Below are 22,681 nucleotides of genomic sequence, written 5' to 3' on the forward strand. Positions count from 1 at the left end.
ACCCGGGTACGGACTCCCTGCACCCGTCGACCCGGCCGTGCCCACCGACCGCAGGAGGAACCACCGTGCCCGTCCACGAGGAGAGGTTCGCCCCCGGAACGCCGTGCTGGGCCGACGTCATGGTCGGCGACCTGCCCCGGGCCCGCGACTTCTACGGCGCGCTGTTCGGCTGGACCTACGAGGACCTCCCGCCCGAGGCCGGCGGCTACGTCATGGCGCGCCAGGACGGCCACGTCGTGGCCGGGCTCATGGAGCGCAGCCCCGACGACCCGGGCCAGCGCGACGTGTGGACGGTGTACCTCGCGACCGACGACGTCGACGCCACGGTGCAGGCCGCGCGTGCCGCGGGGGGCGTCTTCTTCCTCGGCCCGATGGACGTGCTCGACGTCGGGCGCATCGCCGTCGGCGCGGACCCCGCGGGCGCGGCCTACGGGCTGTGGCAGGCACGGTCGCACACCGGCACCGACCTCGTCGGCGAGCCGGGCTCACTGTGCTGGGCCGAGTCGATGAGCCGCGACTACACGGCCAGCCAGGCCTTCTACTCGGGCGTCCTCGGGTTCCACCTCGAGGAGATCGGCGAAGGCGGTTTCAGCTACTCGGTGGCCACGCTCGCCGACGGAGGTGCACCCGTCGCCGGCATCGGCGCCATCCCGGCCGAGGCGCCCGCCGACGTGCCGTCGCACTGGATGGCCTACTTCGCCGTCCCCGACGCCGACGCCGCGGCCGACCGCGTCACGAGTCTCGGCGGCACGGTCGTCCAGTCGCCGTTCGACACCCCGTACGGCCGGATGGCCGTCGTGGCCGGCGCGCAGGGCGAGACGTTCTCGGTCATGCAGCTGCCCGACGCGTCCGCCACCACGGACGCGTCCGCCACCACGGACGCGTCCGGCACCGACGCGTCGAAGGGCTGATCCGGCGTCGGGCCCGCCTGAGACGGCGGACGGGGCACCTTCACGGCTCTGGGAGGATGTGGGCCATGGCTTCCCTCGCTGACGCGACCCCGCCCATCGCCCTCGGCGCGCTCGACGGCCGCTACCGCGGCGCGGTCGCACCGCTCGTCGACCACCTGTCCGAGGCCGCGCTCAACCGTCAGCGCGTCCACGTCGAGGTCGAGTGGCTCATCCACCAGACGCGTCAGGGCGTCGTGCCGGGCGTCCGCTCGCTGACCGACGACGAGGTGGCGTCGCTGCGCACGGTCGTCGACGACTTCGGCACCGACGAGGTGGCCGAGCTCGGCGAGATCGAGCGCGTCACGGTGCACGACGTCAAGGCCGTCGAGTACTTCCTCAAGAAGCGCCTGTCCGAGATCGCCCCGGCCGAGGCCGACAAGGGCCTCGCCGAGCTGATCCACTTCGGCTGCACGAGCGAGGACATCAACAACCTCTCCTACGCCCTCATGGTCAAGGGCGCGGTCGAGCAGGTGTGGCTGCCCCGGGCGCAGGCGCTCGTCGACCAGGTCGCGACGATGGCGCGCGAGCTCAAGGACGTGCCGCTGCTCGCGCACACGCACGGCCAGCCGGCCACCCCGACGACGATGGGCAAGGAGCTCGCCGTCCTCGCCCACCGCCTCGGGCGCCAGCTGCGCCGCATCGGCGGGCAGGAGTACCTCGGCAAGTTCAACGGCGCCACCGGCACGTTCGGCGCGCACGCCCTCGCGCTGCCTGACGTCGACTGGCCGGCGGTCTCGCGCTCGTTCGTCGAGGGCCTCGGCCTCACGTGGAACCCGCTGACGACGCAGATCGAGAGCCACGACTGGCAGGCCGAGCTCTATGCCGACGTCGCCCGCTTCAACCGCATCCTGCACAACCTCTGCACCGACGTGTGGACCTACATCTCGATGGGCTACTTCGCCCAGGTCCGTGGTCAGGGCACGGTCGGGTCAAGCACGATGCCGCACAAGGTCAACCCGATCCGCTTCGAGAACGCCGAGGCCAACCTCGAGGTGAGCAACGCCCTGCTCGACGTCCTCGGCGGCACGCTCGTGCAGAGCCGTCTGCAGCGCGACCTCACCGACTCGAGCATGCAGCGCAACATCGGCACGGCGTTCGGCCACAGCCTGCTCGCCATCGACAACGTGTCGCGCGGTCTCGCCGGCCTCGACGCCGTGCCCGAGCGCATGGCCGCCGACCTCGAGGCCAACTGGGAGGTGCTCGGCGAGCCGATCCAGTCGGCGATGAGGGCCCTTGGCGCACAGGGAGTTCCGGGCATGGAGGAGCCGTACGAGCGGCTCAAGGAGCTGACCCGCGGGCGTCGCGTCGGTGGGGACGAGGTGCGCGAGTTCGTCCGCGGCCTGGGCCTGCCCGCCGACGTCGAGGCGCGCTTCGTCGCCCTGACGCCGCAGACCTACACCGCCCTCGCGAGCCGCCTCGTCGACGACTACCTCCCTTGACCCGCCCGCCGCTCTCGCCCTCCATCGAGTGAGCACGGAACCTCCCCAGCCTCTCCTCTCCCTCTCGTCCCCCGCGCTCTTCATCGAGTGAGCACGGAACCTCACCAGCCCCACGCGTCGTGTGACGCGTGGGGCCGAGTGCTCACTCGATGGTGAGAGGGCGACCGGTCAGGGTCTGGCGGTCAGGGGGTGGTCGTGGTCATGCCGCGGAAGGTGCGCAGGCGCTGGCTGTTCGTCACGACGAAGACCGACGAGAAGGCCATCGCTGCGCCGGCGAGCATCGGGTTGAGCAGCCCCGCGGCTGCGAGCGGCAGGGCGGCGACGTTGTAGGCGAAGGCCCAGAAGAGGTTGCCCCGGATCGTCGCGAGGGTCCGCCGTGACAGGCGGATCGCGTCGGCTGCCACCCGCAGGTCGCCCCGCACGAGGGTGAGGTCGCTCGCCTCGATGGCGACGTCGGTGCCGGTGCCCATCGCCAGGCCGAGGTCGGCCTGGGCCAGCGCCGCCGCGTCGTTGACGCCGTCGCCGACCATGGCGACGACACGCCCCTCGCCCTGCAGCCGGGTCACGACCGCCACCTTGTCGGCGGGCAGCACCTCGGCGACGACGTCGTCCGGGGCGATCCCGACCTCGGCGGCCACGGCCCGTGCCGTCGCGGCGTTGTCACCGGTGAGCAGCACGGGTCGCAGGCCGAGGCCGCGCAGCTGCGAGATCGCCTCTGCCGACGTCGGTTTCACGGCATCGGCCACGACGACGACACCTCGCGCCGCGCCGTCCCACGCGACGACGACCGCCGTGCCGCCCGACTCCTCGGCCCGGCGCAGCGCGTCGGTCAGCTCGTCCGGCACGCTGACGGCCCAGTCGGCGACGAACGAGGCGCGTCCGACGACGACCGCTCGCGATCCGGCCCCGTCGGTGACGACGCCTTGGACGCCGAGCCCGTCGGTGCTCGCGAAGCCCGTGACGGACGGCAGCACGTCGGTCCCCAGCCGCTCGCGCGCCCCCGCCACGACGGCCCGCGCGATCGGGTGCTCCGACGCGTCCTCGACGGCCCCGGCGAGGCGGAGCACGTCGTCGGCCGACTCGCCGACGGCCGGTAGGACGTCGCGCAGCCGCATCTGACCGGTCGTGACGGTGCCGGTCTTGTCGAGGACCACGGTGTCGACCCGCCGCGTCGACTCGAGCACCCCGGGGCCCTTGATGAGGATGCCGAGCTGCGCGCCGCGACCCGTGCCGACCATGAGCGCGGTCGGCGTCGCGAGCCCGAGGGCGCACGGGCACGCGATGATGAGCACGGCCACGGCGGCCGTGAACGCCGCCACCGCGCCGCCGCCCGTGCCGAGCCAGAACCCGAGGGTGGCCACCGCCAGGGTGATGACGACCGGCACGAAGATGCCGGACACGCGGTCGGCGAGCCGCTGCACCTGCGCCTTGCCGTTCTGGGCGTCCTCGACGAGCCGTGCCATCTGCGCGAGCTGCGTGTCGGAGCCGACGCGCGTGGCCCGCACGACGAGCCGGCCGCCGGCGTTGACCGTGGCGCCGACCACGGCGTCGCCCGGGCCGACCTCGACCGGCACCGACTCACCCGTCAGCATCGACGCGTCGACGGCCGACGTGCCGTCCTCGACGACACCGTCGGTCGCGACCTTCTCACCGGGCCGCACGACGAACCGCGTTCCCGCTGTGAGGGACCCGACCGGGACCCTCTCCTCGACGTCGCGCCCGTCGGGCCCGACGCGCAGGACCGCCACGTCCTTGGCCCCCATCTCGAGCAGCGCGCGCAGTGCGGCCCCGGCCCGACGCTTCGACCGCGCCTCGACGAAGCGTCCGGCGAGCAGGAAGGTCGTGACGCCGGCGGCCACCTCGAGGTAGAGGTTGCCGGACGCGTCGGTGCGGGCCACGGTCAGCTCGAACGGGTGCACCATGCCGGGCACACCGGCCTCACCGAGGAAGAGGGCCCACAGCGACCACCCGAATGCCGAGAGCGTGCCCATCGACACGAGGGTGTCCATGGTCGTGGTGCCGTGGCGCAGGTTGGTCCAGGCGGCTCGGTGGAACGGCCACGCGCCCCAGACGACGACGGGAGCGGCGAGCGTCAGGGTCAGCCACTGCCAGTAGGTGAACTGCAGCGCCGGCACCATCGACAGCGCGATGACGGGCACGGTCAGCACGACCGAACCGACGAGGCGCTGCCGCAGCGAGCGCAGGTGGTCGGCCCGGGCGTCGCCACCCGCCGGGACCGCGTCGGCCGTGACCTCGGCGGCCGGCGGCACGACCACGGCGGCGCCGTAGCCCGCCTGCTCGACGGTGCGGACGAGGTCGGCGTCGCCGAGCCCGTCGGGCACGGTGACGCGCGCCTTCTCGGTGGCGTAGTTGACCGTGGCGGTGACGCCGTCGAGCCTGCCCAGCTTGCGCTCGATGCGGTTCGCGCACGAGGCGCACGTCATGCCGGTGATGTCGAGCTCGACGGTGCGGGACGCGTCGGCGGGGCCGAGCACGCCGGACGCGTCGGGCTTGCCGGACGCGTCGGGCGCGGTGGGTACGCGGCGCGGGTCAGTGGCCGTGGCCATCGGAGCCTCCTGCGTCGGTGGTGGTGCGGGGCATGGAGGGACGTGGCGACGTCGCGTCGGGCGCGTCGGGCGCGTCGGGCGCCGTGACGACGAACGCGGCGGTGCGCACGACGCCCTCGTGCCGGAAGTCGAGGTAGAGGTGGTAGCCGCCGGCGCTCGGCACCGCGGCGTGGAAGACGACCTCCGGGCCGGGCGCCGTGCGGCCGTCGCCGGGCTCGCCGTCGGGGTGGACGTGCAGGTAGGCGAGGTCGCCGTCGCGCAGGGCGACGAGGTGGCCGTAGGCCCCGAGGTACGGGTCGAGGTCGGTGACGGGGCGCCCGTCCTTGCTGACGCGCAGGGCGAGGCGTGCGTCCCGCCCGGCCGTGAGGTCGCCGGAGAGCGTCACGGTGTAGCCGTCGACACGGGCCGTGCGCGCCTCCCGGGACGCCGGAGCCGGCAGGAAGGTGCCGGCGACGGCGAGGTCGGACCCGAGCGTCAGCGCCTCACCGCCGGTGGCCTTGAAGTCGGCGAAGAGCCGCCACGAGCCCGGGGTCAGGTCCAGGCGCGTCGACCACGTGCCGTCGGCGGCAAGGGTCGGGTGCACGTGCTGGAACCCGGTCTGGTCGCGGCGAACGGCGATGAGGTGCAGCTGCTTCTCGTGCTGGACGTCGTAGGCGGTCACGGCGCGGCCACCCGGACCGGCGATCGTGAACGTCACGGGCACGCCGTGCCCGGCGGAGGGCGCGGCTGACGTGAGCCGCAGGGCGTAGCCGTCCCGGGCCACCGCGAGACCGCCCGGAAGCGAGGCCGCGCTCGGCGTCCCCGCGCCGTCGTCACCCGACGCGTCATGCCCGCCGTGCCCGCCATGGGCACCTCCGGCGCCCATGGCCCCGGGCGGGACCGCCTCGCGGTCGGCCGTGGCGGCGACGGACGTGCCCGGATTGACGCGGGCGCCGACCCCGAGCGCCGCCGCGAAGACGGCGGCGAGACCGAGGACGAACCCGGCCACCCGGCCCCCCGTCCCGATGCGGTCGAGGAGCCCGACGGCGCTCATGACGCCACCGCATCGAGGGTGTAGCCCGCCTCCTCGACGGCGCCCCGGACGGCCGGCTCGTCGACGGAGGCGTCGGCGGTCACGGTGAGCGCGCCGGTGGCGAGGTCGACGTCGACCGTCTCGACGCCGGCGATCGCCCCGACCTCCTCGGAGACGGACGAGACGCAGTGACCGCAGGTCATGCCGACGACGGTGTAGGTGGTGGTCCGGGTCATGGGAGTGCCTCTCTCGTTCGTGGTTCGATACCCGCAGGGGGTATCTCGTCGCCACCATAGCCCATCAGTTCCGATACCCGCTAGGGGTATGTATCGAGCGCCCTGCCAGCGCGGCTCCTGCACCGTGCCGTCGACGCGGGCTACCGTGCTGAGGCATGGCACGTTCGCGGAGGGCCCGGCTGGCCGACATCGACGCGATCGCCCTCGCCCTGCCCGAGGTGACGCGCGAGCCCTCCGACGGCGAGCGCCCGGTGTACGCCGTCGGCGGCAAGACGTTCGCCTTCGCCCGCGGTCCCCGCAAGGACGCCTTCGACCCGGACACCGGCGAGCCCTACACCGACGTCCTCGCGTTCCACTGCACGGCCGAGGACAAGGAGGCGATGGTCGCCGACACCCGCTCCCCGTGGTTCACCACGCCGCACTGGAACGGCTACAACGCCGTCCTGCTGCTCGAGCGCGACCTCGGCCGACTCACCGTCGACGAGCTGCGCGAGGTGCTGACCGACGCCTGGCTCGCCCGCGCCCCCAAGCGCCTCGCCGCCGCCTTCCTCGACGGCACGACGGGACGCCCGTCATGACAGCGGACCGGACGTGGCGCCCGATGACCGAAATACCCCTCCGGGGTACCATGTTCTCGAGAACGAGGAGGTGACCCCGTGCCCGGATACACCGGAAGCAAGGACGACTACCTGAAGCGGCTTCGCCGCATCGAGGGGCAGGTCCGCGGCATCCAGAAGATGGTCGACAGCGACACGTACTGCATCGACATCCTGACCCAGGTCAGCGCCGTGACCAAGGCGCTGCAGGCCGTCAGCCTCGGCCTGCTCGAGGACCACGTCGGACACTGCGTCGTCGACGCCGCCCGCGAGTCCGACGAAGCGGCCCAGGAGAAGGTCCGCGAGGCGGCCGACGCCATCGCACGCCTCGTCCGCAGCTGACCCACCCGATCCACCGGATCCACCGGATCCACACGAACCAGCCGAACGACCCGAACAACGCCGAAGCAGGAGACGAACCACGATGAGCCAGACCGTCACGACCATCACCGTGTCGGGCATGACGTGCGGCCACTGCGTCGCGAGCGTCACCGAGGAGCTGTCCGAGGTGCCCGGCGTCAGCGCCGTCGACGTCGACCTCCACGCCGGCTCCGACTCCCCTGTCACCATCACGAGCGAGGGACCCCTCGACCCGGCCGCCGTCGAGGCCGCGGTCGCCGAGGCGGGCTACGCCCTGCGGTGAGGCACTGAGCCGATGAGCAGCCGATGAGGAGCCGATGAGCAGCCGATGAGCACCGACGAGCGCCAGTCGCCCCCGCGGTCGCAGCGACCCGACCAGGTCCGCCTCGCGATCAGCGGGATGACGTGCGCGTCGTGCTCGGCCCGCATCGAGCGCAAGCTGGGCCGGCTCGACGGCATCGAGTCGGCCACCGTCAACCTCGCCACCGAGAAGGCCTACGTCACCTACGCCGCCCCGGTCACCGTCGCCGACATCGTCGCGGAGGTCGAGAAGACGGGGTACGGCGCCCGCGTCATCGGCCCCGACGCGTCGGGCGCTCACCGCACCGACGCGTCCCGCACCGACGCGTCCCGCGCCGACGCAGCTCGCGCGCGCCGCGCGTCCGCCCCACCCCGCGCGGCTGGAGCGACCGCCCCCTCCCCGTCCGCCGACACCCCTGACCCCTCCGGCGTGTCCCGTCCGGTCGCCGGTGCCCTGCTGGAGAAGCTGCGCGCCCGGGAGGAGGCGCGCCACTCTCGCACCGGTCGGCCCCCGACGACCCCGGGTCGCGGGAACGGCACCCCACACCCCGCCCACGCCGGTCACGACGGGCCAGACCGCCGCGCGTCCGACAGCCACACGGTGAGCGCCGACCACCCCGACCAGCCGTCCGCGACCGCCGTCATCCGCCCGCGCCTCCTCGGGGCCGCGCTCCTCACCGTGCCGGTGTTCCTCCTCGCGATGCTCGCCCCCGAGCCGACGTGGAGCCGCTGGCTGCAGCTGCTCCTGTCGACGCCGGTCGTCCTCTGGAGCGCCTGGCCGTTCCATCGCGCCGCCGCCGTCAACGCCCGCCACCTGGCCTCGACGATGGACACCCTCGTCTCCCTCGGCGTGCTCGCAGCGTGGTCCTACTCCCTCGTCGCGCTGCTCGCGGGCGGCGAGAACCTCTACTTCGAGGTCGCCGCCGTCGTCACGACGTTCCTGCTCACCGGGCGCTTCCTCGAGGCCCGCGCCAAGGACTCCGGCCGGCAGGCGCTGACGACGCTGCTGCACGTCGGAGCGCGCGACGCGTCGGTCCTGCGCATCGACCCGACGACCCGCACGACGAGCGAGACCCGCGTCCCCGTCGGCCAGCTCGTCGTCGGCGACCAGATCATCGTGCGCCCGGGCGAGAAGATCGCCACCGACGGCGTCGTGCTCGACGGGTCGAGCGCCGTCGACGCCAGCCTCGTCACCGGCGAGTCGACCCCGGTCGACGTCGGCCCGGGCAGCGAGGTGACGGGCGGGTCGGTCAACACCACCGGGCGCCTCGTGGTGGAGGCCCGACGCGTCGGCGCCGACACGATGCTCGCCGGCATCCAGCGGCTCGTCGAGGACGCCCAGACCGGCAAGGCCCGCGTGCAGCGCCTCGCCGACCGCGTGTCGGCGGTCTTCGTGCCGGTCGTGCTCGTGCTCGCCCTGGCGACGCTCGTCGGCTGGCTGCTCACCGGCCACGACGTCGGGCGCTCGCTCGGGGTCGCGGTGACGGTCCTCATCATCGCCTGCCCGTGCGCGCTCGGCCTCGCGACGCCGACCGCGCTGCTCGTCGGCACCGGCCGCGGCGCCCAGCTCGGCACGCTCATCAAGGGTCCCGAGGTGCTCGAGTCCACCCGACGCGTCGACACCGTCGTGCTCGACAAGACCGGCACCGTCACGACGGGCCGGCTCCGGCTGCGGAGCATCGCCGTGCGCGGGCGCCTGTCGAAGACGGCCGCGCTCGTCGCCGCGGCGGCCGTCGAGCAGGGCAGCGAGCACCCCATCGCCGAGGCGATCGTCGCCGGCGCCCGTCTGGCCGAGCTCGACCTGCCGCGGATCACCGACTTCGGCGCGAACCCCGGCGAGGGCGCCACGGCCCGCATCAAGGACACCGAGGTGACCGTCGGCAAGGCGCTGCTCTTCGAGGAGGTCGACCCGGCGCTCGTCGAGCACGCGGCCCGACATGCGGGCACGACGGTCTACGTCGGGTGGGACGGCGTCGCGCAGGCGGCCCTGACCGTCGAGGACACCGTCCGCGACACCTCACCCGCCGCGGTCGCCCGGCTCCGCGCCCTCGGCCTCACCCCGTACCTGCTCACCGGCGACAGCGCCGCCAACGCCCGCAGCGTCGCCGAGCAGGTCGGCATCGACCCCTCGCACGTGCGCGCCGACGTGCTGCCCGCCGACAAGCACGAGGTCGTCACCTCGCTCCAGCGCGAGGGCAAGGTCGTCGCGATGGTCGGCGACGGCGTCAACGACGCGGCGGCCCTCGCGCAGGCCGACCTCGGGCTGGCCATGGGCACCGGCACCGACGTCGCCATGGACTCGGCCGACATCGTCCTCGTGCGGCCCGACCTGTCGGCCGTCGGCGATGCCATCGGGCTGTCCCGGGCAACCCTGCGCGTCGTCAAGCAGAACCTCGCGTGGGCGTTCGGCTACAACGTCGCTGCGATCCCGCTCGCCGCCTTCGGGCTGCTGAACCCGATGATCGCCGGCGCCGCCATGGCGCTGTCCTCGGTCCTCGTCGTCAGCAACTCGCTGCGCCTGCGCCGCTTCCCCCGCTGACCCGCCGGCCCCCGGCCTGACCCCCGGCCCCCGCCGCCATCGCTGGTTCGAGGTATTCGGCGATCACATGTGATCGCCGAATACCTCGAACCGGGTGTGATCACCCGGGGCATGACGAGAGGCCACCGTCCGCCCGTGCGGATGGTGGCCTCTCGTGCGATGCGAGCCGAGCGCGTCGGGTCAGATGGTGACCTTGCCGTTCGGGGTGTCGAACGTGACCGAGAGCAGCCCCGGCGTGCCGTGCGGTGCGACGAACGTGAAGTCGATGCCGCCCTTGTCGAAGGTGTCCTCCGGGCCGAGCCACTCGCGCACGCGCTTGGGGTCTCCGGCGATCTGGAGGTTGTCGATGGACACCTGGGTGTCGTGGCCCGCGGACGGGTGGACGGTCATGTCGTCCCACTCGATGAAGTACGGGACCTGCGGGTCGGCGAGCAGGCCCTTGATGCCGAGCTGGCGCCACTTGAGCTCGGTGCCATCGGGACGGTGCCGGTTGCCGACGACGGCCTCGCGGCCGAGGCGCTTCTCGACGACGGTGATGTCGTCGACCGCGACGACCCAGCCGAGCCACCCGCCGCCGGCCTCGGAGGCGGCGCGGACGGCCTGACCGAACGGGGCCTTGTCGGACGCCGGGTGGTCCAGCACCTCGACGACCTCGAGGTAGTGGTCCTTGGCCAGCGGGAAGATGATGTTGCGCGTGCCGAACCGGGGGTGGACACCGCCGTCGACGGGCGTGACTCCGATGAGCGCGCTCAGCCGCTCGGCCGTGGCCTTGAGGCCACCCGCCTCGGCCGCGTAAGAGACGTGGTCAACTCGCATACAGAACATCGTGACACACCCAAAGGGGTGCTCTTGACCACCCCCTCCCCCGGCAGGTAGGGCCCCCGACGAGCCGTTACGCAGGTTTCACACGGCTGTCCCGCGCGTACGCAGACCGGACGTCAGCGGGTGCGCTGGCGGACGGCCTCGTAGAGCACCACGGCGGCTGCGACCGACACGTTGAGGCTGTTCGCGCGGCCGTGCATCGGGATGCGGACGCGCACGTCGGCAGCCGCGAGCAGGGCGTCGTCGGCCCCGTGCTTCTCGCTGCCGACGGCCACGGCGACGCGTCCGGTGTAGTCGGCGTCGGTGTGCAGCAGGTCGGTCTCCGGGGTCGTGACGACGAGCCGCAGGTCGTTGGCACGCAGCCAGCCGACGACGTCGGCGGTCGGGGCAGTGGCGACCGGCACGGCGAAGACGGTGCCCTTGCTGGCGCGCACGACGTTGGGGTTGCCCCAGTCGGTGACGGGGTCGGCGGCCACCACGGCATCGACGCCGGCCGCGTCCGCGGTGCGCAGCATCGCGCCGAGGTTGCCGGGCTTCTCGACGCCCTGGGACAGCAGCGTCAAGTGGTCCGGGCCCTCGACACGCAGGTCGGCGAGCGGCCGCCCGACGGCCCCGACGACCGCGAGCAGCCCGTCGGGACCCTCGCGGTAGGACACCTTCTCGAAGGCGGCCCGGCTCAGCTGCACCACCTCGACCCGGTCGTCGCGGAGCCGGTCGAGCAGCTCGGACTGGTGCCCGATGTGCTGCGACCCGGCGACACCCGCCGGGCTGAACAGCTCCTCGCAGACGTAGACCGACGCCGGCCGGACGCCGGCCGACAGGGCCAGGCCGATCTCCTCGTAGCCCTCGACGATGGTGCGGCCGGTCTCCTCGCGGGTCCGCCGGCGGCGCAGCCCGAGGAGGGACTTGAGACGCGGGTTGGACGGGGAGGTGATGACGAGGTCGTGCCCGTCGTGGCTGGGGTGCGTGCTGGGGTTCGGCATGGCAGAGCCAGCATCCCACCGGCCGCGGTGGTTCGCGGCACGGACGGCGTGGTGCCGCAGGCGCCGGCGCGTCAGTGGTGCAGGCGGGCGCCCTTGAGGATACGGTCGACGCCGTTCTTCGGGGCGTGCAGCGCCAGGCCGACGAGGTCGAGCGACGCGGTGGGCACGGCCGCGACGGCGGCCCGGTTGGCGGCGTCGTGCCCGGTGGCGAACATCTCGCGCGTGTAGACGGCGACGCGCGTGCCGCGTCGCAGGGCCCGCTCGTGGGCGGCCGTGAGGGTCTCGGCGGCGCCCTCGAACACGAGCACCGGCATGCCGAGCAGTGGGAGGTAGGTCTGGCCGTCGGCGTCGGCGTACGGCTGCCCGACGAGGTCGGGGTTGGCGGCCGTGACGCCGCTGACGAGGAACGCCGTGACATTGAGCCGCTGCCACGGCTCCAGGTCGTCGCGGACGAGGACCGCGACCTTCGTGGCGAACGGCGGCGTGAGCAGGTCTTCCATGCCCCCAGCGTGCGCCCGCTGGACGCGTCCGCGGAAGCCGCGGTCGGTGACGGCGTGGCCGTCGTGGACGACGTGCGGCGGCAGCAGGGTGACGCCGGCACGGACCGCGGTGTGGTCGTGGCGGTCGAGGTCGTAGCCGATGACGCCGTCGTCGACGACGAGCAGGGTCCACGTGTCGTGGGTGTGCGCCGGGTAGGCGTGGTCGTGCCAGTCGGCGTGGAACACCTCGGCGACGCCGGGCACGGCCGGACGCCACGCGACGGCCCGGTCGCGCGGCCGCCGGCCCGACGTCGGTGTGTGCCCCACCCGATGACGGTAGCCCCGGAACACCCCCACCGTCGGTGCACCGACCTACCGTGGGATCGACCGGTTAGCCCGGCCACCGACATCGCCGTCACACCGTCGTACGGAGGGGCCCATGACCACGCTCGAGGACCGACCCAACACCGCGCTGCTCGTCGTCGACGTCCAGAACGGCGTCGTGGGGCAGGCCTGGAACCGCGACGGCGTCGTCGCCAACATCGCCTCGCTCGTCGAGCGCGCCCGCTCCGAGCAGGTGCCCGTCGTGTGGGTGCAGCACTCCGACGAGAACATGCCGCGCGACTCCGACGACTGGCAGTACGTCTCTGACCTGCCGTTCGCCGACGGCGAGCCCGTCGTGCACAAGACCTTTGGCGACTCCTTCGAGGACACCGACCTCGAGTCGGTGCTCGCCGACCGGGGCGTCGGCCGGCTCGTCGTCGCGGGCGCGCAGACCGACGCGTGCATCCGGGCCACGCTGCACGGCGCGGTCGTCCGGGGATACGACACGACGCTCGTCGGCGACGCGCACACCACCGAGGACCTCCGCGAGTGGGGCCACCCGATCGGCCCTGAGGACGTCGTCGGGTTCACCAACGCGTACTGGCCCTGGTCGAGCGTCCGTGGGCGCACCGCCGACGTCGTCGACACCGCCGCCGTCAGCTTCGGGCCCGCCGAGACCCAGGAGACGCAGGAGGCCCAGGATTCACCGCCGGAGGCCGCGGACTCCGCCGGGTAGCCCGCACCTAGAGTTGGCGCCATGCTCGACGCCATTGCCGCCCTGCCCTTCTGGCAGGCGTTCCTCGCGCTGTTCGCGAGCGCGATGGTCCGCTCCAACGGCACGTACTGGGTCGGGCGCGGCGCCGTCAACGGCTGGCGGCGCTACCGCGGCACCCACCGCGAGCTGACCTCCCGAGCCGAGGCCTGGCTGCGCCGTCTCGGCCCCGTCGCCGTGACCCTCTCCTACCTCACCGTCGGGTTCCAGACCGCCGTCCACCTCACCGCCGGCGTCATGCGGATGCCGCTGCGCTGGTACGTGCCGGCAGCGGTCGTCGGGTCGGTCATCTGGGCCACGCTCTACGCCACGGTCGGGCTCGCCGTCGTCGACACGTGGCTCGCGGCGGAGGCCGGGTCGGTCTGGGCCGCTGCAGGGCTCGGTGCCTTCGTCGCGGCTGTCGTGGCGACGCTCGTCGTGCGACGCCGGCGGCACGCGGCCGGGGAGCCGGCCGTCGTCGGACCGCTCGCGGGCGACCCACAGCCCGCCGAGGGAGTCGGCACCGGGGCACCCGTCACCGACACGCCCTGACACGATCCTGACGTCGGCGTGACGTCGCCGCGTCCCCCGCGCCCTACGCTGCGAGCGTGCCCACGGCCCCGCCCCCGAGCAGCGACGCCTCCCCGACGCGCGGCCTCGTGCTCGTCGTCGAGGACGAGGCCACGATCGCCGACCTGCTGCGCCTCAACCTGCGCGCGGCCGGTTACGGCGTCGAGGTCGCCACCGACGGCGGCCGCGCCCTGGCGGCAGTGCACGAGCTGCGCCCCTCGGCGATCGTCCTCGACATCGGGCTGCCGACGATGGACGGCATCGAGGTGTGCCGACGGCTGCGCGCCGAGGGCGACTGGACGCCGGTCCTGTTCGTCACGGCCCGCGACGACGAGGTCGACCGCGTCCTCGGCCTCGAGCTCGGCGCCGACGACTACGTGACCAAACCGTTCTCGCCGCGCGAGCTCGTCGCCCGCGTCGGCGGCGTGCTGCGGCGCACCCGGGGTACGGCCGGAGGCTCGTCCAAGCTGGGCCACGGCCCGCTGCGGATCGACCTGACGAGCCACGAGGTCACCGTCGACGGACGCCAGATCGCCCTCACCGCAACGGAGTTCGACCTCCTGACGCATCTGATGCGCCGCCCCGGCGTCGTGTTCACCCGTGAGCAGCTGCTCAGCGACGTGTGGGGATACGCGTCGACGGCGGGCGGGCGCACCGTCGACGTGCACGTCGCGCAGGTGCGGGCCAAGCTCGGCGGCGCGAGCCCGATCCGCACGGTCCGCTCCGTCGGTTACGCGGCCGAGCGCCCGCCGGCCCCCGACGCCGGCGACGCCGGCCACGCGTCGTGAGCCCGTCGCGAGGTGGTTCGCTGTCACGACAGGTCACCCTGCTCGCCGTCGGCATCGCGGTACTGACCGCGGTGCTCGCCGGGGCCCTCGCCGTCGGCCTGACCCGGTCCTCGGCCGACGACTCGGCGCGCAGCACCCTGGCCCGGATCGCCGACGCCGCCGCCGTCCGCGCCGACTCCGGCGAGGTGGCCCGGGTGGCGCAGAACCGGGCCGTCCGGACCCTCGGCGCACTCGGCGTCGAGTCGGCGAGCGTCAACCGGGCCGGCGCCGTCCTGTCGACGAGCCGCCTGGCCCGCGAGGCCCTGACGCCCGCCCGCCGCGAGGCCCTGCTCGCCGGCCGCGAGGTGTCCGGCCGGGACGAGCTCGACGGCACGACGGTGCTCGTCGAGGGCCGCCCGACCGACGCCGGCGGCATCGTCCTGGTCCAGCGCCGCTCCGACGCGACGGCCGACTCGGACCGGTTCGTGCGGCGGGTGCTGCTCGCGCTCGGCATCGCGGCGCTCGTGGCCGTCGTCGTCAGCGCCGCCGTGGCTCGCCGGCTCTCGCGTCCGCTGCGGCGCACGGCCGACGCCGCGCACGCCCTCGCGGAGGGGCGGCGCGACGTCGCGGTGCCCGTGGAGGGCCCGGCCGAGGTTGCCGACGTCGCGAGCGCGCTCAACACGCTGTCGGCGTCGCTGTCGAGGTCCGAGGGCCGGCAGCGCGACTTCCTCCTGTCGGTGTCGCACGACCTGCGGACGCCGCTCACCGGCATCAGCGGGTACGCGGAGTCGCTGGCGAGCGGCGTCGTGCCGCCGGAAGACGCGGCCCGGGTCGGCGGCGTGGTGCACGCGGAGTCGCGGCGCCTCGAGCGGCTCGTCGGCGACCTGCTCGACCTCGCTCGGCTGCGGGCCGACTCGCCGAGCATCCACGCGCAGCCCACCGATCTCGTCGTGCTGGGCCGCGAGGTCGAGGCCGTCTGGTCGGCCCGGTGCGGCGCGGTCGGCGTCCCGTTCGCCTACGTCCCCGCCACGCCGAGCGCCCCCGTCGTCTCCGACCCGGCCCGGTTGCGCCAGCTCGTCGACGGGCTGCTCGAGAACGCCCTGCGCGTCACCCCGTCAGGCCGCCCGATCGTCGTCGAGGTGCGCACCGAGTCGGTCGCGGGACGGCCACCCGTGCACGTCGTCGAGGTGCGCGACGGCGGTCCCGGCCTCACCGACGACGACCTCGCCGTCGCCTTCGAGCCCTCGGTGCTGCACGAGCGCTACCGCGGCCTGCGCCCCGTCGGCACCGGTCTCGGGCTCGCGATCGTCGGGCGCCTCACCGAGCTGCTCGGCGGGCACGTCGAGGCGGGCCACGCCCCCGAGGGCGGCGCCCGCTTCACCCTCCGCCTCCCGGCCGCCCCCACCCCGGGCTGACCCATCGGGAATGACCGGAGGATGCCTCCGGTTGACGCCGGCATGACCACCTGGGGATTCATCGGAAGCGGACACATCGGAAGCACCGTCGCGCGGCTCGCCGTCGATGCCGGCCACGACGTCGTCCTGAGCAACAGCCGCGGGCCCGAGACGCTCGCGGACCTCGTCGAGGAGCTCGGCCCACGGGCCCGGGCCGCCACCTCCGCGGAGGCCGCAGCGGCCGGGGACGTCGTCGTCGTGACGATCCCGCTCGGGCGCTACCGCGACGTGCCGGCCGAGGCGCTCCGCGGCAAGACCGTCATCGACACCATGAACTACTACCCGCAGCGCGACGGACAGGTCGCCGAGCTCGACGACGAGTCGACGACGACGAGCGAGCTGCTCCAGGCCCACCTGCCGGGGTCGCACGTCGTCAAGGGCTTCAACAACATCTACTTCGAGCACCTCGCTACCCTCGGCCGCCCCTCCGGCAGCCCCGAGCGCAGCGCCCTCGCCATCGCGGGCGACGACGCGGACGCCAAGGCCACGGTGACCCGCCTGCTCGACGAGATCGGCTACGACACCCTCGACCTCGGGCCGCTCGCCGAGGGATGGCGCACCCAGCGCGACACCGCCGCGTACGCGACGCTCTACACGAAGGATCCCACCGACTGGAGCCTCGGCGGCAAGCCGACCGACGCCGACGGCGTCCGCGCCGCGGCCGACGCGTCGGTGCGCTACCGCGAGCAGGTCTGACCGCCCGGGGCTGACCACGCCCAGCGCGCACATCGGGACGTCGCGGCCGAACCTCGCGTTCGGGACAGGCCGCGACGTCCCGTACCCTTGACCACGAGGGGAGTACTTCCCACGTCCCGACCCGGTCAGTACGGCGGCCCAGCCCGCCCCGGACGGGAGCCGGCGTCAGCCGGTGAAGGAGACCTCAGACGAACCATCATGTGTCCGTTCTGAGGAGACCACCGTGCTCACGACCCTTGCGCCGCCCGCCGCGGCCCCGCTCGCGCCCTCTGGCGCACCCGCCGCCGAGACCGCGGCGTCGCTCGCGTCCATCGGGACGCCGACCCTGTGGACCGCCACGATCCTCGGCATCGTGGCCCTGTTCGCCATCGACTTCGTCATCACGCGACGGCCCCACGACCCGAGCATGCGCGAGGCCGTCGGCTGGTCGGCCTTCTACATCGCGATCCCGCTCGCCTTCGGCGCCTGGCTGTGGTCGCAGTACGGCTCGCAGCAGGGCATCGAGTACTACACCGGCTACCTCGTCGAGAAGTCGCTGTCGGTCGACAACCTCTTCGTCTTCATCATCCTGCTGTCGGCGTTCGCCGTGCCGCGTGAGCTGCGCCAGCGGGTGCTGCTCATCGGCGTCGCCGGGGCGCTCGTCCTGCGTGGCATCTTCATCGCCCTCGGCGCGCAGATGATCGCCAGCTTCTCGTGGACCTTCCTGCTCTTCGGCGCGATCCTGCTCGTCACCGCGATCAAGGTCGGTCGCGACGCGCTGAGCCACGCCGACCACGGCATCGATGTCGCGAACCTCCGCAGCGTCAAGCTGATCCGACGCTTCCACCCGGTCACCGAGGACTACGACGGCACGCACCTGTCGGTGAGGCGCGACGGACGGCGGATGCTGACGCCGCTCGCGGTGGTCGCGATCGCGATCCTCGGCTCCGACATCGTCTTCGCCATCGACTCGGTCCCGGCCGTCTACGGCATCACCGGCGACCCGTACCTCGTCTTCGCGACGAACGCGTTCGCCCTGCTCGGCCTGCGCGCCCTCTACTTCGTCCTCGAGAACGCGCTGTCCTCGCTCGTTCACCTCGGCCACGGCCTCGCGCTCATCCTCGCCTTCATCGGCGTCAAGCTCGTCCTGCACTGGGGGCACACCGTGTGGTCGGCGGTGCCGGAGATCCCGACCCTCGCCTCGCTCGGCGTCATCGTCGGCATCCTTGCCGTCGTCACGATGACGAGCCTCGTCGCGAGGCGTCGCGCCGAGGCGACGGCCGACGCGTCGAGCGACGTGTCCGCCGACGAGAGCGTCACCTCCTGACGCATCCTTCTGCGCACGACCGGAGGCGCGTCACCCACCGCGGGTGACGCGCCTCCCCCCGATCCCGTCGGCGCCCCGTCGGCGGCCGGCGGAGGATCGTCAGCTCGTCGCGCTCGGTGCGGGCGTGGCCGGTTTGGTCGCGGTCCCGCTCCTGAAGACGACGACGCGGGCCTGCGGGTTCGTCGCCCCGACACCGGCGACGAACGCCTTGTCCCCGACGCGGATCGCCGACGCCGTCGAGTCGGTGCCCTTGCCGTTTGCGCGGGCGCGTACTCGGGTGTCGCCGGTGACCGAGAAGGTCATCGAGACGCCGTCCTTGGCCTTGACCGTGACCGATGTTCCGGACGCCGCGGTGACCTCACCGCGGATCGCCTGGTGGGTCACGGGCCCGCTCTTGCTCTCGGTGACCCACGTGGCGTGCAGGGCCCGCAGGAGCCGGGCCCGCAGGCCCCGGTGGTCGCCGGCGCCGAGCGGGGTGTCGGCCGCGGCCCCGGTGTCGACGGCCGGCGTGGTCAGGGCGGCGCCGACGAGGTCGACGGTGCTCGCGTCGCCACCCGACGCGTCGGTCTGCTGGGCCGGGGCGGCGGTGCCGACGGTTCCGGAGACCCCGGACGCGTCACCGGCAGGGAGCTTCGAGCAGGCGCCGAGGGCGAGGGCGCCGGCGAGGAGGACCGCGGCGGCGACCGCGCTGGAGGGGCGCGCGGCGGCGCGGAGGGTGCAGGTCGTCCGGCGGGTCTGGTTCGTCATGGCACCCACGGTGCCGTGCTCAGGTGAAGCGTCGGTCCGGGTCGTGTTCGGGTCGTGTTCGGGCTCCCGCCCAGCCTTCACCAGCCACGCACCGGGTTCAGGCGAAGATCGGGCCGACGGCCGCGTAGGCGCCGGTGAGCAGACCACGGACGGTCGACAGCGACGGCACGTCGGAGCCTCCCTGGAACCCGGTGTCGAGGCGCATCGGCTTGCCCCACGCCGTGAGGTCCTCGATCGTCGCGGCCTGCGCGGCGCCGGACAGGGTCGCGAACCAGTCCGCGCGGGCATAGGTGACGTCGCCGCCGATGCAGACGAGATCGACCCACGACGGGTCGGCGAGGCACACGTTCTCGTAGGGGTCGGGGTGGTGCCGCTCGAGCACGACGAGGTCGGCCGGCCGTCCCTCGGCCACCGCGCCGAGGTGCTCGTCGAGCCCGGCGACGCGCGCTGCCACCGACGTCACCATCGCGACGAGGTCGGCCGCGGCCACCGGGTGACCCTGCCGGGCCAGCTCCCTGCGGGCGACCTTCATCTCGGCAAGCAGGCTCGTCGAGCCCGAGGGCAGCCAGTCGGCCCCGAGCGCGACGGACATCCCGGCCGCGAGCGCCTCGCCGGCGAGGGTCGTCTCGCCGTAGAGGCGCAGGTTCGACTGCGGCGACCACACGAGCCGGCACCCGGCGCCCGCGAGAGTGCGCAGGTCGTCGACCGAGAGGGCGCTGCCGTGGATGACGTTCGTCGCCGGTGTCGCTCCGCCGAGGTCGAGGAAGTGCTGGAACTCCTTGGCGCTCACCGCATCTCCCCGCTTGCCCTCGGCCAGGTGCAGGTAGAACGCCGTGACGTCGCCGGCGGTGATGCGCTCCATGACCCGCTGGAAGGTCGGCAGGCCGAACGAGCCCGACGGCAGGTCGACCATCGAGCGGGCCCGGTGCGCCCCGAAGGCCCACTGGTCGAGGTTGCGCACGAGGGGCTCGGACGTCGACGTGCTCGCGCCGGAGGCGCCCTGGATGCCGGTGACCCCGCCGACGAGCGCGCGGACCTCGGCGTACCGCGTCTGCGTCTTGGGCGGCACCTGCGTCAGGAGGGCGTTCTGCGGGTCGCGGACCAGCTGCTGGTAGGGCGTCGACCGGCGCCACGCGTACCGGTTGGCGTAGAGCTTCGGCGGCTCCCACGCGGCGAACACGTTGAACTCCGGGTGCCCGTGCAGGTCGAGCAGGCCGGGCAGGATGACGCCGTCGGTCTCCTGGACCGGCACGTCGGTGGGCTTGCGCCTCGACACCCGCGCCACGACGCCGTTGGCGACCGTGACGTAGCCGCTCGACCACGCGCCGTCGGGGGTGATGACGGCGCCGTGCAGGGCGAAGGGAGCCGGGGGCAGGGCGCGGCTGCGCACGGCGGGTTCGGGCAGCTCCTCGGTGATGCCCCGGGCGTAGGCGGTGTCGAACGGGTCCCGGCCGCGGCGGGGGCGTGACGCGCCGGACTCCCAGTGCTCGAGGTCGGACTTCGTGCCGGTCGCGTGCCGACCGGCGCTCCGGCTCACAGTGCTGGCCACGTGCGGGCTCCTTCCGGGACGGTGACGGTGAGGGTGGCGCGCTTGGCCTGGGCGGAGTCGCCGGTGCGGGCCGCCCACGGCTCGACGTCGCGCCACCACGCCGGCGTGCCTGCCGGGAGGTCCTGCTCGGGGATCGGGGCGAGGTCGCCCGGGGCCCACGCGTCGCCGTAGGGCACGAGCGGCGTCGGCTCGTCGGCCACGACGTGCTCGGCGATCCCGGGCAGCGCGGCGTTCCAGTTGGCGAGCTGCTCGGCAGTCGTCTCGGCGAGGGGGCGACCGGTCGCACGGGCTATGGCGTCGGCGTAGGTCGGGTGCCGCACGGCAGCGAGGTGCAGGCGCTCCGACGCGTCCGGCTGCGTCTTCGCCCACGCGCGGTAGGCGCGGGCCGCGAGGTCCCCGAGGGCGAGGACCGCGGTGACGTCGGTCCCGACGAGCAGGGCGTCGAGCCAGCGGTGCCGGTAGGCGGCGATGGCCGGGTCGTTGGCGTGGCGGTTGCCCGCGGACTGGCCGAAGACGCTGTACACGTAGACGTTGACCATGGCGTAGCTCGTCGTGACGCCGACCTTGGCGAGCAGCCCCTGCACCCGCTGGCCGGCGACGCCGACGAGGATGCGGCGGGCCACCGACTCGTGGGCCGCGGGGTCCTGCCCGAGCACGAGAACGCGCGCACTGCCGTCGAGCAGGCCGCGGTGGAAGATCGGCCCCCACTCGGTGCGGAAGTCGCCGCTGGGGTACACGTCGTCGCCGGGGTACTCGGCCACGAGCGTCGCAAACGGCTCGGATGCGTACCCGGTGCACGAGCGGTGGACGACCCCCACGGACGCCTCCCCACAGTCGGGACTCGGTCGACGATCTGTCTGTGCAGGGTCTCTCGACGGTAGTCCTGATACGCCGGCGCCGGTGCGGGTTTCGTCGGCGTCAGCCCTGACCCCGACCTGGCGGTCAGTCCTGTCCGACGGCCCTGCGCTGCAGGAGCGCCCGCTCGGCCTCGTTCTGGGCCATGTCGGCAGCACGGGCGAACTCGGCCCGCGCCTCGTCCTCACGGCCGACGCGCAGCAGCAGGTCGCCACGGACGCTCGGCAGCAGGTGGTAGTCGGCGAGCGCACCGCCGGCGCCGAGCCCGTCGACGACGGCGAGCGCCGCCTCCGGACCGGAGGCGTAGGACAGCGCGACGGCGCGGTTGAGGTCGATGACCGGCGAGGGACGCAGGGTGGCGAGCTGCTCGTAGAGGCCGACCATCTGCGCCCAGTCGGTGTCCTCCGGCGTGCGGGCGCGGGCATGACAGGCGGCGATGGCGGCCTGGAGCAGGTACGGACCGGGTCCGGGCGGCGGCGAGCCGTCGAGGCCGGGTGACGCGGCGAGGTCGAGGGCCCGGTCCAGCGCGGCGAGGGCGTGGCGGATCAGCGCCCAGTCCCAGGTGGTGCGGTCCTGGTCGAGCAGCAGGACCGGCTCGCCGTCGCGGCCGATGCGGGCCCGGGTGCGCGAGGCCTGGATCTCCATGAGGGCGAGCAGCGCGTGCACCTCGGCCTCGCGCGGGGCGAGCGCGGCGAGCACCCGCCCGAGTCGGATCGCCTCCTCCATGAGGTCGCCGCGCACCCAGTCGCGGCCCGACGTCGCGGCGTAGCCCTCGTTGAAGACGAGGTAGACGACCTCGAGCACCGATGCGAGCCGCGGCGCGAGGTCTGCTCCGGACGGTACCTCGACGGTGACGCCGTCCTGGCTGAGCGTCCGCTTGGCCCGCGAGATGCGCTGGCCGATCGTCGTCTCCGTCGTGAGGAACGCGCGGGCGATCTCGCGGGTGGTGAGGCCGCCGATCATCCTCAGCGTCAGCGAGATCCGCGCCTGGGCCGTGAGGGCCGGGTGGCAGGCAGCGAAGATGAGGCCGAGGACGTCGTCGTCGATGTCCTCGAGCGCGGCGTCGAAGTCGCCTTCGGCCAGCTCGGCCACCATCAGCTCCTCCATGTGTCCGACCTGCTGCAGCTTGCGCGCGAGGTTGACGTCGCGGCGGATCCGGTCGACCGCCCGGCGACGCGCCGTCTGCGTGAGCCAGGCGCCCGGCTTGTCGGGCATCCCGTCGCGCGGCCACTGCTCGAGCGCCTGGACGAAGGCGTCCTGGGCGAGGTCCTCGGCGAGGCCGATGTCGCCGACGACGCGGGCGACGATGGCCGTCACCTTGGCCGCCTCCATGCGCCACACCGCCTCGAGCGTCCGGCGCACCTCGTCGGGGTCGGTCT

Annotated in this window: 22 protein-coding genes; 12 read left to right on the forward strand and 10 right to left on the reverse strand. The window is 73.8% G+C overall.

Annotation, left to right across the window (positions count from 1 at the left end; all coding sequences use genetic code 11):
* Positions 1-65 precede the first annotated feature (65 nt).
* Both AC3A5R_RS16430 and purB read left to right on the forward strand, forming a co-directional pair.
* Entirely contained in the window at positions 66-911 is an 846-nt protein-coding gene (locus AC3A5R_RS16430) for a VOC family protein (RefSeq protein ID WP_487621834.1), read from the forward strand.
* Positions 912-976: 65 nt separating this feature from the next.
* A complete protein-coding gene (purB, locus tag AC3A5R_RS16435) occupies positions 977-2,389 on the forward strand; it encodes an adenylosuccinate lyase (protein WP_487621835.1) in 1,413 nt (470 codons plus the stop codon).
* Between the two features lie 182 nt (positions 2,390-2,571).
* On the opposite strand, the gene AC3A5R_RS16440 is transcribed toward purB, so the two are convergent.
* From AC3A5R_RS16440 to AC3A5R_RS16450, 3 genes are all read right to left on the reverse strand, one after another.
* Positions 2,572-4,833 (reverse strand): heavy metal translocating P-type ATPase, encoded by a 2,262-nt coding sequence (locus tag AC3A5R_RS16440; protein ID WP_487621862.1) that lies wholly within the window; start codon positions 4,831-4,833, stop codon positions 2,572-2,574.
* A 106-nt stretch (positions 4,834-4,939) separates the two neighbouring features.
* Positions 4,940-5,989, reverse strand: coding sequence for a hypothetical protein (locus tag AC3A5R_RS16445; RefSeq protein WP_487621836.1), 1,050 nt, complete (start codon positions 5,987-5,989; stop codon positions 4,940-4,942).
* Positions 5,986-6,204: a heavy-metal-associated domain-containing protein gene (locus tag AC3A5R_RS16450; RefSeq protein ID WP_487621837.1), complete on the reverse strand. Its 219-nt coding sequence runs from the start codon at positions 6,202-6,204 to the stop codon at positions 5,986-5,988. Before AC3A5R_RS16450 ends, AC3A5R_RS16445 begins: the two co-directional genes overlap by 4 nt.
* A 155-nt stretch (positions 6,205-6,359) precedes the next feature.
* On the opposite strand from AC3A5R_RS16450, the gene AC3A5R_RS16455 reads away from it, so the two are divergent.
* The 4 genes from AC3A5R_RS16455 to AC3A5R_RS16470 all read left to right on the forward strand — a co-directional run bounded on the left by AC3A5R_RS16455 (position 6,360) and on the right by AC3A5R_RS16470 (position 9,999).
* Positions 6,360-6,782 carry an MmcQ/YjbR family DNA-binding protein gene (locus tag AC3A5R_RS16455; protein WP_487621838.1) on the forward strand — a complete coding sequence of 141 codons (423 nt, stop codon included), beginning with the start codon at positions 6,360-6,362 and terminating at the stop codon, positions 6,780-6,782.
* 78 nt (positions 6,783-6,860) lie between these two features.
* Positions 6,861-7,142, forward strand: a complete 282-nt coding sequence (locus AC3A5R_RS16460; protein ID WP_076262306.1) for a metal-sensitive transcriptional regulator — start codon at positions 6,861-6,863, stop codon at positions 7,140-7,142.
* An 82-nt stretch (positions 7,143-7,224) separates the two neighbouring features.
* Positions 7,225-7,443, forward strand: a complete 219-nt coding sequence (locus AC3A5R_RS16465) for a heavy-metal-associated domain-containing protein (RefSeq protein WP_487621839.1) — start codon at positions 7,225-7,227, stop codon at positions 7,441-7,443.
* Between the two features lie 45 nt (positions 7,444-7,488).
* The gene (locus tag AC3A5R_RS16470) at positions 7,489-9,999 is read left to right on the forward strand and encodes a heavy metal translocating P-type ATPase (protein ID WP_487621840.1); all 2,511 of its coding nucleotides are present in this window, start codon (positions 7,489-7,491) and stop codon (positions 9,997-9,999) included.
* Between the two features lie 180 nt (positions 10,000-10,179).
* On the opposite strand, the gene AC3A5R_RS16475 is transcribed toward AC3A5R_RS16470, so the two are convergent.
* The 3 genes from AC3A5R_RS16475 to AC3A5R_RS16485 all read right to left on the reverse strand — a co-directional run bounded on the left by AC3A5R_RS16475 (position 10,180) and on the right by AC3A5R_RS16485 (position 12,610).
* Complete coding sequence (locus AC3A5R_RS16475; RefSeq protein ID WP_487621841.1) at positions 10,180-10,815, reverse strand: VOC family protein; 636 nt, start codon at positions 10,813-10,815, stop codon at positions 10,180-10,182.
* Positions 10,816-10,937: 122 nt separating this feature from the next.
* A complete protein-coding gene (locus AC3A5R_RS16480; protein ID WP_487621842.1) occupies positions 10,938-11,804 on the reverse strand; it encodes a TrmH family RNA methyltransferase in 867 nt (288 codons plus the stop codon).
* 71 nt (positions 11,805-11,875) lie between these two features.
* Positions 11,876-12,610, reverse strand: a complete 735-nt coding sequence (locus AC3A5R_RS16485) for a DUF2000 family protein (RefSeq protein WP_487621843.1) — start codon at positions 12,608-12,610, stop codon at positions 11,876-11,878.
* A gap of 112 nt (positions 12,611-12,722) precedes the next feature.
* On the opposite strand from AC3A5R_RS16485, the gene AC3A5R_RS16490 reads away from it, so the two are divergent.
* From AC3A5R_RS16490 to AC3A5R_RS16515, 6 genes are all read left to right on the forward strand, one after another.
* The gene (locus AC3A5R_RS16490; RefSeq protein ID WP_487621844.1) at positions 12,723-13,343 is read left to right on the forward strand and encodes an isochorismatase family protein; all 621 of its coding nucleotides are present in this window, start codon (positions 12,723-12,725) and stop codon (positions 13,341-13,343) included.
* A 21-nt stretch (positions 13,344-13,364) separates the two neighbouring features.
* Complete coding sequence (locus AC3A5R_RS16495) at positions 13,365-13,910, forward strand: DedA family protein (RefSeq protein WP_487621845.1); 546 nt, start codon at positions 13,365-13,367, stop codon at positions 13,908-13,910.
* A gap of 56 nt (positions 13,911-13,966) precedes the next feature.
* A complete protein-coding gene (locus AC3A5R_RS16500) occupies positions 13,967-14,716 on the forward strand; it encodes a response regulator transcription factor (protein WP_487621846.1) in 750 nt (249 codons plus the stop codon).
* The gene (locus AC3A5R_RS16505; RefSeq protein ID WP_487621847.1) at positions 14,713-16,110 is read left to right on the forward strand and encodes a HAMP domain-containing sensor histidine kinase; all 1,398 of its coding nucleotides are present in this window, start codon (positions 14,713-14,715) and stop codon (positions 16,108-16,110) included. The genes AC3A5R_RS16500 and AC3A5R_RS16505 overlap by 4 nt, the downstream gene beginning before the upstream one ends.
* Before the next feature lie 21 nt (positions 16,111-16,131).
* Positions 16,132-16,845, forward strand: coding sequence for an NADPH-dependent F420 reductase (locus AC3A5R_RS16510; RefSeq protein ID WP_487621848.1), 714 nt, complete (start codon positions 16,132-16,134; stop codon positions 16,843-16,845).
* A gap of 223 nt (positions 16,846-17,068) precedes the next feature.
* Positions 17,069-18,151 (forward strand): TerC family protein, encoded by a 1,083-nt coding sequence (locus AC3A5R_RS16515; RefSeq protein WP_487621849.1) that lies wholly within the window; start codon positions 17,069-17,071, stop codon positions 18,149-18,151.
* A gap of 99 nt (positions 18,152-18,250) precedes the next feature.
* On the opposite strand, the gene AC3A5R_RS16520 is transcribed toward AC3A5R_RS16515, so the two are convergent.
* The 4 genes from AC3A5R_RS16520 to AC3A5R_RS16535 form a co-directional block, all read right to left on the reverse strand.
* Positions 18,251-18,898, reverse strand: a complete 648-nt coding sequence (locus AC3A5R_RS16520; protein ID WP_487621850.1) for a hypothetical protein — start codon at positions 18,896-18,898, stop codon at positions 18,251-18,253.
* A gap of 97 nt (positions 18,899-18,995) precedes the next feature.
* On the reverse strand, positions 18,996-20,447 hold the full coding sequence (locus AC3A5R_RS16525) for an amidohydrolase family protein (RefSeq protein WP_487621851.1): 1,452 nt from the start codon (positions 20,445-20,447) through the stop codon (positions 18,996-18,998).
* A complete protein-coding gene (locus tag AC3A5R_RS16530; RefSeq protein ID WP_487621852.1) occupies positions 20,432-21,265 on the reverse strand; it encodes a uracil-DNA glycosylase family protein in 834 nt (277 codons plus the stop codon). The genes AC3A5R_RS16525 and AC3A5R_RS16530 overlap by 16 nt, the downstream gene beginning before the upstream one ends.
* Positions 21,266-21,389: 124 nt before the next feature.
* Positions 21,390-22,634 carry an RNA polymerase sigma factor gene (locus AC3A5R_RS16535; protein ID WP_487621863.1) on the reverse strand — a complete coding sequence of 415 codons (1,245 nt, stop codon included), beginning with the start codon at positions 22,632-22,634 and terminating at the stop codon, positions 21,390-21,392.
* Positions 22,635-22,681 lie beyond the last annotated feature (47 nt).

The sequence above is a fragment of the Intrasporangium sp. Soil_C_50 genome (assembly GCF_057656595.1).

What these genes read in the sequence shown, in the direction of transcription:
- purB (WP_487621835.1), top strand. Translation starts at nt 977, where the DNA reads ATGGCTTCCCTCGCTGACGCGACCCCGCCCATCGCCCTCGGCGCGCTC.
- AC3A5R_RS16440 (WP_487621862.1), bottom strand. Translation starts at nt 4,833, where the DNA reads ATGACGTGCGCCTCGTGCGCGAACCGCATCGAGCGCAAGCTGGGCAGG.
- AC3A5R_RS16445 (WP_487621836.1), bottom strand. Translation starts at nt 5,989, where the DNA reads ATGAGCGCCGTCGGGCTCCTCGACCGCATCGGGACGGGGGGCCGGGTG.
- AC3A5R_RS16450 (WP_487621837.1), bottom strand. Translation starts at nt 6,204, where the DNA reads ATGACCCGGACCACCACCTACACCGTCGTCGGCATGACCTGCGGTCAC.
- AC3A5R_RS16455 (WP_487621838.1), top strand. Translation starts at nt 6,360, where the DNA reads ATGGCACGTTCGCGGAGGGCCCGGCTGGCCGACATCGACGCGATCGCC.
- AC3A5R_RS16465 (WP_487621839.1), top strand. Translation starts at nt 7,225, where the DNA reads ATGAGCCAGACCGTCACGACCATCACCGTGTCGGGCATGACGTGCGGC.
- AC3A5R_RS16470 (WP_487621840.1), top strand. Translation starts at nt 7,489, where the DNA reads ATGAGCACCGACGAGCGCCAGTCGCCCCCGCGGTCGCAGCGACCCGAC.
- AC3A5R_RS16475 (WP_487621841.1), bottom strand. Translation starts at nt 10,815, where the DNA reads ATGCGAGTTGACCACGTCTCTTACGCGGCCGAGGCGGGTGGCCTCAAG.
- AC3A5R_RS16480 (WP_487621842.1), bottom strand. Translation starts at nt 11,804, where the DNA reads ATGCCGAACCCCAGCACGCACCCCAGCCACGACGGGCACGACCTCGTC.
- AC3A5R_RS16490 (WP_487621844.1), top strand. Translation starts at nt 12,723, where the DNA reads ATGACCACGCTCGAGGACCGACCCAACACCGCGCTGCTCGTCGTCGAC.
- AC3A5R_RS16495 (WP_487621845.1), top strand. Translation starts at nt 13,365, where the DNA reads ATGCTCGACGCCATTGCCGCCCTGCCCTTCTGGCAGGCGTTCCTCGCG.
- AC3A5R_RS16510 (WP_487621848.1), top strand. Translation starts at nt 16,132, where the DNA reads ATGCCTCCGGTTGACGCCGGCATGACCACCTGGGGATTCATCGGAAGC.
- AC3A5R_RS16520 (WP_487621850.1), bottom strand. Translation starts at nt 18,898, where the DNA reads ATGACGAACCAGACCCGCCGGACGACCTGCACCCTCCGCGCCGCCGCG.
- AC3A5R_RS16535 (WP_487621863.1), bottom strand. Translation starts at nt 22,634, where the DNA reads ATGGAGGCGGCCAAGGTGACGGCCATCGTCGCCCGCGTCGTCGGCGAC.